Origin of the sequence: Azonexus sp., assembly GCF_036170495.1 — a bacterium.
Lineage (GTDB): Bacteria > Pseudomonadota > Gammaproteobacteria > Burkholderiales > Rhodocyclaceae > Azonexus.
The window spans coordinates 1-8,826 of sequence record NZ_JAVHPH010000437.1 but is presented as its reverse complement, the minus strand read 5'-3'; the positions used below and the strand labels follow the sequence as shown (position 1 = coordinate 8,826).

Below are 8,826 nucleotides of genomic sequence, written 5' to 3'. Positions count from 1 at the left end.
CCCTGGCCGAAAACCAGAAAGTGACGTTCGACGTCGTGAACGGCCCGAAGGGCAAACAGGCTGCCAACATCCGCCCGGCTGAATAAGTCCGCGGAGTCGCCTGACTCAAAAAAGCCCGGCTTGCCGGGCTTTTTGCTTTTGTGGCCGGCCGTTTTGCAGCTTTGCGGTAAAATCATTCTTTTGCCACGAGATATACCGTGACCGGCATCACCATCGCACTCTCCAAGGGCCGTATTTTCGATGAAACCCTGCCGCTGCTCGCTGCCGCTGGCATCGTGCCGAGCGAAAACCCCGAAACCTCGCGCAAGCTGATCATCGATACGAATAAACCGGATGTGCGTGTTGTCATCGTGCGCGCCTCCGATGTGCCGACCTATGTCCAGTACGGCGCCGCCGACCTCGGCGTGGCCGGCAAGGACGTATTGATCGAGCATGGCTGCGAAGGACTCTACTCGCCGCTTGATCTGAAGATCGCCAAGTGCCGCATGATGGTCGCCGTGCCGGAAGGCTTCGACTACGCCAACGCCGTGCGCCAGGGCAATCGCCTGAAAGTGGCGAGCAAATACACCAAGATCGCGCGTGAACATTTTGCCGCCAAGGGCGTCCATATCGACCTGATCAAGCTGTATGGCTCGATGGAGCTGGCGCCGCTGGCGGGTCTGGCCGATGCCATTGTCGATCTGGTGTCGACTGGCAGTACGCTGAAGGCCAATAAGTTGGTGGCGGTCGAACATGTTGTCGATATTTCCAGTCGGCTGGTGGTCAACCAGGCGGCGCTCAAGGTCAAGCGTGAAACCCTGCAACCGATCATCGACGCCTTTGCCCGGGCGGTGGAGAAATAAATGGTTGCCATTAAACGGCTTGCTACGGTCGACGCCGATTTCAAGGCAAAAATGGATGCCCTGCTCGCTTTCGAGGCGGCGCAGGATGAAGGCATCGAACGTACCGTCATCGGCATCCTGGCCGATGTGAAGGCGCGCGGCGATGCTGCCGTCGTCGAGTACAGCAACAAGTTTGACCGCTTGTCGGTCGGCGGCATGGCCGATCTGGAATTGTCGACGGCCGAGATGCAGAAGGCGCTCGATGGCCTGCCGGCCGAGCAGCGTCAGGCTCTGGAGGCCGCCGCTCAACGCGTTCGCGTTTATCACGAGAAGCAGCGCCTGGAAGGCTGGTCCTACACCGAAGCCGACGGCACCCTGCTCGGCCAGATGATCACGCCGCTCGACCGCGTTGGCCTCTATGTGCCGGGCGGCAAGGCGGCCTATCCGTCGTCCGTGCTGATGAACGCGATTCCGGCCAAGGTGGCCGGCGTCAAGGAACTGATCATGGTCGTTCCGACGCCGGGCGGCGAGCACAACCAGTTGGTGCTGGCGGCGGCCTGTCTGGCCGGCGTCGACCGCGTGTTCACCATCGGCGGCGCGCAGGCGGTTGGCGCGCTGGCTTACGGCACGGCGAGCATTCCGCAGGTGGACAAGATCGTCGGCCCGGGCAACGCCTATGTTGCCTGCGCCAAGCGCCGGGTGTTCGGCATTGTCGGCATCGACATGATTGCCGGCCCGTCGGAAATCCTCGTCGTCTCGGATGGTTCGGGCAATCCGGACTGGGTGGCGATGGACCTGTTCTCGCAGGCCGAGCACGACGAACTGGCGCAGTCGATCCTGATCTGTACCGATGCGGCTTTTATCGAGCAGGTGCAGGCCAGCATTGAAAAGCTGCTGCCGACCATGCCGCGGCGTGAAGTGATCGAAACGTCGCTGACCAACCGTGGCGCCTTCATCCTCGTCCGTGACCTCGAAGAAGCGGTCGCCATCGCCAACCGCGTGGCGCCGGAACACCTTGAGCTGTCGCTGGCCGACCCCGATCCGTGGATCAGCAAGATCCACCATGCCGGTGCCATCTTCATCGGTCATTACACCTCGGAGTCGCTCGGTGACTACTGTGCCGGCCCGAACCACGTTTTGCCGACCTCCGGCAGCGCGCGTTTTTCGTCGCCGCTCGGCGTCTATGACTTCCAGAAGCGGACCAGCCTGATCAAGGTATCGAAGGCCGGCGCCCAGACGCTGGGCCGGATCGCCTCGACGCTGGCGCAGGGCGAAGGCTTGCCGGCGCACGCCAGGTCGGCCGAATTCCGGCTCGAAAATTGAGCGAAATTTCCGGTTGACCGTGGGAAGTACGCAACTGCGGACTGAAAAGCCAAGCCGCCCGGACCTCTGGGCGCTTTTTTTGGGTTTTTCATCGGTTGGCCTGTCCGGCTTCGGCGGCGTGCTGCCTTTTGCCCGGCGCATGCTCGTCGAAGAGCGCCAATGGATGACGGCCGAGGCGTTCAACGCCCAGCTTGGTCTCTGCCAGTTTTTGCCGGGGCCGAATGTGGTCAATCTGGCGGTCGTTGTCGGCAAGCGCTACTGCGGCCTGGCTGGCGCCATCGTCGCGCCGGTCGGCCTGCTCGCCGGGCCGTTCGCCATCGTCCTGCTGCTCGCCTTGCTCTATGACCGCTACGGTAGCTTGCCGCTGGCCCAGTCGATGCTGCGCGGCATCGCCGCCGTCGGTTGCGGCCTGCTTTTCGCCATGGCCTGGCGCATGGGTTCGGCAATCAAGGACAAGCTGTTTTTTCTCCCCTTCACCGCGTTGATTGTCGCCGCCATTGCCGGCCTGCGCTGGCCGATGCCGATCGTCATGGTCGTCGGGCTGGTCCTCTCCGGCGGCATCGCCTACTGGCGGCTGGGGCGCAAATGATTGCCGTCGACCTCTTCCTCGAATTCGGCCTGCTTTCCTTTGTCGCCTTCGGTGGCGCGACGGCGCTGCTGCCCGAAATGCATCGTGTCGTCGTCGAAAACCATCACTGGCTGGACGATCAGACCTTCACGCATCTTTACGCCATCGCCCAGGCGGCGCCCGGGCCGAACGTGCTGGTAGTGACGCTGATCGGCTGGGAAATCGGCGGCCTGCTCGGCGCGCTGGCATCGACGGTGGCCATGTGTTTGCCGATGAGTGTGCTGATTTATTTGCTGATTGACCGCTGGGAAAGCTTCGCCGGCAAGCGCTGGCAAAAGGCGGTGAGCATCGGTGTGGCGCCGCTGGCGGTCGGGCTGATCTTTTCCGGGGCGACGTTGATTGCCCAGGCGGCGGCTTTCGGTTGGGCGGCCTGGCTGCTTGTCGCGGCAACGCTCGTTGCTAACCTGCGCAGCAAGCTGCATCCGCTGTGGTTTATCGCGGTTGGCGCCGGGCTCGGCTTGCTCGGCTGGGCTTAGCCCGGTTTGTCGCGCTGCTGGGTGCGCAGTTCGTCGAAAAGAGTGGCCAGGCGGTGCGATTCATCCGACAGTTGGGGCAATAGCAGGTCGGCGTCGGAGGCCAGTCCGTTGCTGCTCAATTCCTGAATTTCACTGGCCAGCGCGTGGAAGCGCGCATGCGTCTTGATCAATGCCTGGAATGGTGGCAGCGCCCGCGAGGCGTCATCGGCGGCGGCAATGGCGTAGCCGAACATGCAGCCCTGATGGTCGGATAGCGGCATGGCGGCATAACTGCCCCGGGCGAAGGCGTTCATGAACTGCCGGCGCCAGGTGTTGTGCAGGCGGATGGCTTCGTCGAAATCAATACCTTGCATCGTGTCCCCCTTCCTAAGCCAGAATGTCTTGCAGCGTTTGCGTCAGGGCCTGGCATTCGGCGTCGCTGCCGACCGTGATGCGCAGGAACTGGTCGATGCGCGGCTGTTTGAAGTGGCGGACGATGATGCTCTGGTCGCGCAGGGCCTTGGCCAGTTCGGCCGCATCGCGCTGCGGGTGGCGGGCGAAAATGAAATTGGCGGCCGAGGGCAGGACTTCGAAGCCGAGGCGGCGCAGGTCGGTGATCAGCGTGTCGCGGGTGGCGATCACGGCGCGGCAGCATTGCTCGAAGTACGCCTCGTCTTCCATGGCGGCGACGGCGCCGACAATGGCCAGGCGATCCAGCGGATAGGAGTTGAAACTGTTTTTGACCCGCTCCAGCGCCTCGATCAGGACCGGATGGCCGACCGCGAAGCCGACACGCAGGCCAGCCAGCGAACGGGATTTGGACAGCGTATGGACGACCAGCAGATTGTCGTAGCGCGCAACCAGCGGAATCGCCGTTTCGCCGCCGAAATCGACGTAGGCTTCATCGATTACGACGACGACATCCGGGTTGGCCTGGAGGATTTGCTCGATGGCGGCCAGCCCGAGCAGGCGACCGGTTGGCGCGTTCGGGTTGGGAAAAATGATGCCGCCGATTTTGGCCGATTTTTCCGGTTGACCGTAGTAATCGGCCGGATTGATCGAAAAGTCCGCAGCCAGCGGCGCGGTGCGGTAATCGATGCCGTAGAGGCCGCAATACACCGGGTAAAAGCTGTAGGTGATGTCCGGAAACAGAATCGGCGCCGCGTGCTTGAGCAGTGCCAAGAAAACGTGGGCCAGCACTTCGTCCGAGCCGTTACCGATGAAGACCTGTTGGGGGCTGATGCCGTGGCGTTTGGCGATGGCTGCCTTGAGCAGGTCGGCATTCGGGTCCGGGTAGAGGCGCAGGCCGGCCGCGTCGTCGCCGAGTTCGGCCCGGATCGCCGCCAGCACCTTGGGCGAGGGCGGGAACGGGTTCTCGTTGGTATTGAGCTTGATCAGCTTGGCGAGCTTGGGCTGCTCGCCGGGGACGTAGGGGGTGAGGTCGCGGACGACCTGGCTCCAGAAACGACTCATGGGGTTTTCACGGAAGGCTTAAAAGTAGGCTGAAATGGTATCATGGCCCTCCGATAAAAGCCTTTTGCAGCCTTCAACCATGCGGCAAGCCGAAATTACTCGCAACACGCTGGAGACGCAGATTACCGTGCGTCTCAATCTCGATGGCACCGGCCAGGGCAAATTTGCCACCGGCGTCCCCTTCCTTGACCACATGCTTGACCAGATCGCCCGTCACGGCCTGATCGACCTCGACATCGCGGCCAAGGGCGACCTGCACATCGATGCCCACCACACCGTCGAAGACATCGGCATCACTGTCGGCCAGGCGTTGGCCAGGGCCTGGGGCGACAAGAAGGGCCTGACCCGTTACGGCCATAGCTACGTACCTCTGGATGAAGCCTTGTCTCGTGTGGTGATCGACCTCTCCGGGCGTCCCGGCCTGGAGCTCAACGTCAAATTCGCGCGCGCCGTCATCGGCAGTTTCGACGTCGATCTGGTCAGCGAATTCTTTCACGGCCTGGTTAACCACGCCGGCGTCACCCTGCACATCGACAACCTGCGTGGCGAGAATGCCCACCATCAGGCCGAAACCATTTTCAAGGCCTTCGGTCGTGCCCTGCGCATGGCGGTGACGCCTGATCCGCGCATGGCCGGCGCCATGCCATCGACCAAGGGCTCGCTGTGAGCGCTGGCAGCAGGGGCAATGGCGCCATCGCCGTTATCGACTACGGCATGGGTAACCTGCGTTCGGTGTCGAAGGCGCTCGAGCACGTGGCCGGCGGCAAGATGGTCGTCGTCACCGCCGATCCGGCCGTCGTCGCGGCAGCCGAGCGCGTCGTCTTCCCGGGCCAGGGCGCGATGCCCGACTGCATGCGCGAACTCGACGCCCGCGGCCTGCGTGCCGCCGTTCTGGATGCCGCCAAGTCCAAGCCCTTCCTCGGCATCTGTGTCGGCGAGCAGATGCTTTTCGAACACAGCGACGAAGGGAACGTCCCGGCGCTCGGCGTCTTTGGTGGCAACGTCAAACGCTTCCCCGACGCCAGCATGCACCTGCCAACCGGCGAACGCCTGAAAGTGCCGCACATGGGCTGGAACGAAGTTCGCCAGAAACCGCATGCGCTGTGGAATGGCATCGCCGACGGCGCGCGCTTCTATTTTGTGCATAGCTATTTTGTCGAACCGGCCGATCCGGCGCTGGTCACGGGCACTTGCGACTACGGCGTGCCCTTTACCTGTGCGGTGGGGCGGGATAATATCTTTGCGGTTCAATTCCACCCCGAGAAAAGCGCCCGCGACGGCCTGCAACTCCTCAAAAACTTCGTCGAGTGGCACCCCTGATTCGCTTCCGTCGAATTTACCCATCCTAGATTCCCATGCTGATTATTCCTGCGATTGACCTCAAGGACGGCCAATGCGTCCGTCTCAAGCAGGGCCTGATGGAACAGGCCACTGTTTTTTCCGATAGTCCGGCCGAGCAGGCCCGTCACTGGCTGGCCCAGGGCGCCCGTCGCCTGCATCTGGTCGACCTCAATGGCGCCTTTGCCGGCAAGCCGAAGAATGCGGCGGCGATCAAGGCCATTCTGGCCGAAGTCGGCGACCAAATTCCGGTCCAGCTCGGCGGCGGCATTCGCGATCTCGACACCATTGAAGCCTGCATCGACGGCGGCCTGACCTACGTCATCATCGGCACGGCGGCGGTCAAGAACCCCGGCTTCCTGCACGACGCCTGCGTTGCCTTCCCCGGCCACATCATCGTCGGCCTTGATGCCAGGGACGGCAAGGTGGCGACCGATGGCTGGTCAAAGCTGACCGGCCACGATGTCGTCGATCTGGCCAGGAAATACGAAGATTACGGCGTCGAATCGATCATCTACACCGACATCGGCCGTGACGGCATGCTCTCCGGCCTCAACATCGAAGCCACCGTTCGTCTGGCCCAAGCGCTGACCATTCCGGTCATCGCTTCCGGGGGCTTGACCGGCTTTGACGACATCCGCGCCCTGTGCGCCGTCGAAGGCGAAGGCATCGTCGGCAGCATCGCCGGTCGCGCCGTTTACGACGGCTCGCTCGACTTCAAGGCGGCGCAGGATATGGCCGACGATCTGATGGCAAAAGCCCGCGCCTGATGCTCGCCAAACGCATCATCCCTTGCCTTGACGTCACGGCTGGCCGCGTCGTCAAGGGGACCAATTTTGTCGGCCTGCGCGATGCCGGTGACCCGATTGAAATCGCCCGGCGCTATAACGAGCAAGGCGCCGACGAAGTGACTTTCCTCGACATCACGGCGTCGAGCGATCAGCGCGACATCATCCTGCACATCGTCGAAGCCTGCGCCGAGCAGGTCTTCATCCCGCTGACTGTCGGTGGCGGCGTGCGCAAGGTTGAGGACGTCCGTCGCCTGCTCAACGCCGGCGCCGACAAGGTGTCGATGAACACGGCGGCGGTGCAGAACCCCGATCTCGTCTTCGACGCATCGAGCAAGGTCGGTTCGCAATGCATCGTCGTCGCCATCGACGCCAAGCAAATTGCCCCCGGCCAGTGGCACGTTTTCACGCACGGCGGCCGCAATGACACCGGCCTCGATGCAATCGAATGGGCCAAAAAAGTGACGGCACTGGGCGCCGGCGAAATTCTGCTGACCAGCATGGACCGGGACGGCACCAAGAATGGCTTCGACCTCGCGCTGACCCGTGCTGTCTCGGATGCCGTGTCGATTCCGGTCATCGCTTCGGGCGGTGTCGGCAACCTGCAGCATCTGGCTGATGGCGTCAGCGAAGGCCGGGCCGATGCCGTACTCGCCGCGTCGATCTTCCATTTCGGCGAATACACCGTGCGCCAGGCCAAGGAATACATGGCAGCACGTGGCATTGAAGTACGACTCTGACGGTCAACCGGAAAAAACGCCCAAAATCAAAATGGCCGATCTCGACAATTCCCAAGACTGGCTCGCCGCGTTGAAGTGGGGCGCCGACGGTATGATTCCAGCCATCGCCCAGGATCAGAACGGCCGCGTCGTCATGTTTGCCTACATGAACCGAGAGTCGCTGCAGGAGACGATGGCGTGTGGCAACGCGGTATACTGGTCGCGTTCGAGAAAGCGTCTGTGGCGCAAGGGCGAGGAGTCCGGGCATTTCCAGAAAATCCGCTCCATTCGTACCGATTGCGACGGTGACGTGCTGCTCCTGAGCATTGAACAAGTCGGCGGCATCGCTTGTCACACCGGCCGCGAAAGCTGTTTTTTCAATGAGTTGAACGGGGACCGCTGGGTTCCTGCTGATCCGGTTCTGAAAGACCCGAAGGAAATTTACAAATGAGCACCCATGACATGCTGCACCGTCTCTCCGAGACGCTGGCTTCCCGTCGCCACGCCGATCCGGAAAAATCCTACACCGCCAAGCTCTTTGCCGAGGGGCCGGATTCGATCCTCAAGAAAATCGGTGAGGAGTGCGCCGAGCTGATCATGGCGGCGAAGGACGGCAAGAAGCTGAATATCGTCTGGGAATCGACTGACGTCATTTACCACGTGATGGTCCTGCTCGCCTTCTACGGCCTGAGCATCGAGGACGTGTCGCAGGAAATGCGCCGGCGTGAGGGTATTTCCGGGATTGACGAAAAGGCGGCGCGGGGGGCAAAGTGAGCGACTGCATTTTCTGCAAGATCGTTGACGGCAAGATTCCGGCAGCCAAGGTCTACGAAGACGAGGACATCATTGCCTTCAACGACATCAACCCGGCCCGTCCGGTGCATGTGCTGGTGATTCCGAAAAAGCACATCACCTCGCTGGCGACCGCCGCAGCCGAAGATGCGGCGGTGCTTGGCAAGATGCTGGCCAAGGCCAACGAAATTGCAGTAGCGCAAGGCAGCCCGGACGGTTTCCGGGTGATCATCAATACTGGACGGGTGGGGCAGCAGGAAGTGCCGCACCTGCACGCGCACATCGTGGGTGGGCCCGACCCGGTCGGCCCCATGCTCAAGCGACTCTAGGAGACACATCATGGGCAGTTTTTCCATTTGGCACTGGTTGATCGTTCTGGTCATCGTCATGCTTATCTTCGGTACCAAGAAATTGCGTAATGTCGGGCAGGACCTCGGCGGCGCCGTCAAGGGTTTTAAGGACGGCATGAAGGATGCGTCGGCCGGCGGC

At 62.2% G+C, this 8,826-nt stretch carries 15 protein-coding genes; 13 read left to right on the top strand and 2 right to left on the bottom strand.

Going from position 1 to position 8,826, the window contains the following annotated elements:
- The first annotated feature begins 2 nt into the window (after nt 1–2).
- The 5 genes from ADADOO_RS15845 (at nt 3) to ADADOO_RS15825 (ending at nt 3,248) form a co-directional block, all read left to right on the top strand.
- Complete coding sequence (locus tag ADADOO_RS15845; RefSeq protein ID WP_511278473.1) at nt 3–86, top strand: cold-shock protein; 84 nt, start codon at nt 3–5, stop codon at nt 84–86.
- Between the two features lie 111 nt (nt 87–197).
- Nucleotides 198–842, top strand: a complete 645-nt coding sequence (hisG, locus tag ADADOO_RS15840; RefSeq protein WP_511278471.1) for an ATP phosphoribosyltransferase — start codon at nt 198–200, stop codon at nt 840–842.
- Nucleotides 843–2,144 (top strand): histidinol dehydrogenase, encoded by a 1,302-nt coding sequence (gene hisD / locus ADADOO_RS15835; RefSeq protein WP_511278470.1) that lies wholly within the window; start codon nt 843–845, stop codon nt 2,142–2,144. It begins immediately after the preceding gene.
- Nucleotides 2,145–2,223: 79 nt separating this feature from the next.
- The gene (locus ADADOO_RS15830) at nt 2,224–2,733 is read left to right on the top strand and encodes a chromate transporter (RefSeq protein WP_511278469.1); all 510 of its coding nucleotides are present in this window, start codon (nt 2,224–2,226) and stop codon (nt 2,731–2,733) included.
- On the top strand, nt 2,730–3,248 hold the full coding sequence (locus ADADOO_RS15825) for a chromate transporter (RefSeq protein ID WP_511278468.1): 519 nt from the start codon (nt 2,730–2,732) through the stop codon (nt 3,246–3,248). Before ADADOO_RS15830 ends, ADADOO_RS15825 begins: the two co-directional genes overlap by 4 nt.
- On the opposite strand, the gene ADADOO_RS15820 is transcribed toward ADADOO_RS15825, so the two are convergent.
- Entirely contained in the window at nt 3,245–3,601 is a 357-nt protein-coding gene (locus ADADOO_RS15820) for a CZB domain-containing protein (protein WP_511278467.1), read from the bottom strand. The two genes, ADADOO_RS15825 and ADADOO_RS15820, sit on opposite strands and share 4 nt — an antisense overlap.
- A gap of 13 nt (nt 3,602–3,614) precedes the next feature.
- Nucleotides 3,615–4,700, bottom strand: coding sequence for a histidinol-phosphate transaminase (hisC, locus tag ADADOO_RS15815; protein ID WP_511278466.1), 1,086 nt, complete (start codon nt 4,698–4,700; stop codon nt 3,615–3,617).
- Between the two features lie 79 nt (nt 4,701–4,779).
- Here hisC and hisB point away from each other — a divergent pair, with 79 nt between their 5' ends.
- The 8 genes from hisB to tatA form a co-directional block, all read left to right on the top strand.
- Nucleotides 4,780–5,367 carry an imidazoleglycerol-phosphate dehydratase HisB gene (gene hisB / locus ADADOO_RS15810; protein ID WP_511278465.1) on the top strand — a complete coding sequence of 196 codons (588 nt, stop codon included), beginning with the start codon at nt 4,780–4,782 and terminating at the stop codon, nt 5,365–5,367.
- Nucleotides 5,364–6,020 (top strand): imidazole glycerol phosphate synthase subunit HisH, encoded by a 657-nt coding sequence (gene hisH / locus ADADOO_RS15805; protein ID WP_511278464.1) that lies wholly within the window; start codon nt 5,364–5,366, stop codon nt 6,018–6,020. Before hisB ends, hisH begins: the two co-directional genes overlap by 4 nt.
- Before the next feature lie 35 nt (nt 6,021–6,055).
- Nucleotides 6,056–6,808 carry a 1-(5-phosphoribosyl)-5-[(5-phosphoribosylamino)methylideneamino]imidazole-4-carboxamide isomerase gene (gene hisA, locus ADADOO_RS15800; protein ID WP_511278463.1) on the top strand — a complete coding sequence of 251 codons (753 nt, stop codon included), beginning with the start codon at nt 6,056–6,058 and terminating at the stop codon, nt 6,806–6,808.
- Nucleotides 6,808–7,566 (top strand): imidazole glycerol phosphate synthase subunit HisF, encoded by a 759-nt coding sequence (gene hisF / locus ADADOO_RS15795; protein WP_511278462.1) that lies wholly within the window; start codon nt 6,808–6,810, stop codon nt 7,564–7,566. The genes hisA and hisF overlap by 1 nt, the downstream gene beginning before the upstream one ends.
- A 31-nt stretch (nt 7,567–7,597) precedes the next feature.
- A complete protein-coding gene (gene hisI, locus ADADOO_RS15790; RefSeq protein ID WP_511278461.1) occupies nt 7,598–7,996 on the top strand; it encodes a phosphoribosyl-AMP cyclohydrolase in 399 nt (132 codons plus the stop codon).
- Entirely contained in the window at nt 7,993–8,319 is a 327-nt protein-coding gene (locus ADADOO_RS15785) for a phosphoribosyl-ATP diphosphatase (protein ID WP_511278460.1), read from the top strand. Before hisI ends, ADADOO_RS15785 begins: the two co-directional genes overlap by 4 nt.
- Nucleotides 8,316–8,666: a histidine triad nucleotide-binding protein gene (locus ADADOO_RS15780; RefSeq protein ID WP_511278459.1), complete on the top strand. Its 351-nt coding sequence runs from the start codon at nt 8,316–8,318 to the stop codon at nt 8,664–8,666. Before ADADOO_RS15785 ends, ADADOO_RS15780 begins: the two co-directional genes overlap by 4 nt.
- 10 nt (nt 8,667–8,676) lie before the next feature.
- Nucleotides 8,677–8,826: Sec-independent protein translocase subunit TatA (tatA, locus tag ADADOO_RS15775; RefSeq protein WP_511278472.1), on the top strand; the 150-nt coding region annotated here is incomplete at its 3' end.

Bases quoted from the DNA above. Each gene is read 5' to 3' on its own strand.
- hisD (WP_511278470.1), top strand. From the start codon at position 843: ATGGTTGCCATTAAACGGCTTGCTACGGTCGACGCCGATTTCAAGGCA.
- ADADOO_RS15825 (WP_511278468.1), top strand. From the start codon at position 2,730: ATGATTGCCGTCGACCTCTTCCTCGAATTCGGCCTGCTTTCCTTTGTC.
- ADADOO_RS15820 (WP_511278467.1), bottom strand. From the start codon at position 3,601: ATGCAAGGTATTGATTTCGACGAAGCCATCCGCCTGCACAACACCTGG.
- hisC (WP_511278466.1), bottom strand. From the start codon at position 4,700: ATGAGTCGTTTCTGGAGCCAGGTCGTCCGCGACCTCACCCCCTACGTC.
- hisB (WP_511278465.1), top strand. From the start codon at position 4,780: ATGCGGCAAGCCGAAATTACTCGCAACACGCTGGAGACGCAGATTACC.
- hisA (WP_511278463.1), top strand. From the start codon at position 6,056: ATGCTGATTATTCCTGCGATTGACCTCAAGGACGGCCAATGCGTCCGT.
- hisF (WP_511278462.1), top strand. From the start codon at position 6,808: ATGCTCGCCAAACGCATCATCCCTTGCCTTGACGTCACGGCTGGCCGC.
- hisI (WP_511278461.1), top strand. From the start codon at position 7,598: ATGGCCGATCTCGACAATTCCCAAGACTGGCTCGCCGCGTTGAAGTGG.
- ADADOO_RS15785 (WP_511278460.1), top strand. From the start codon at position 7,993: ATGAGCACCCATGACATGCTGCACCGTCTCTCCGAGACGCTGGCTTCC.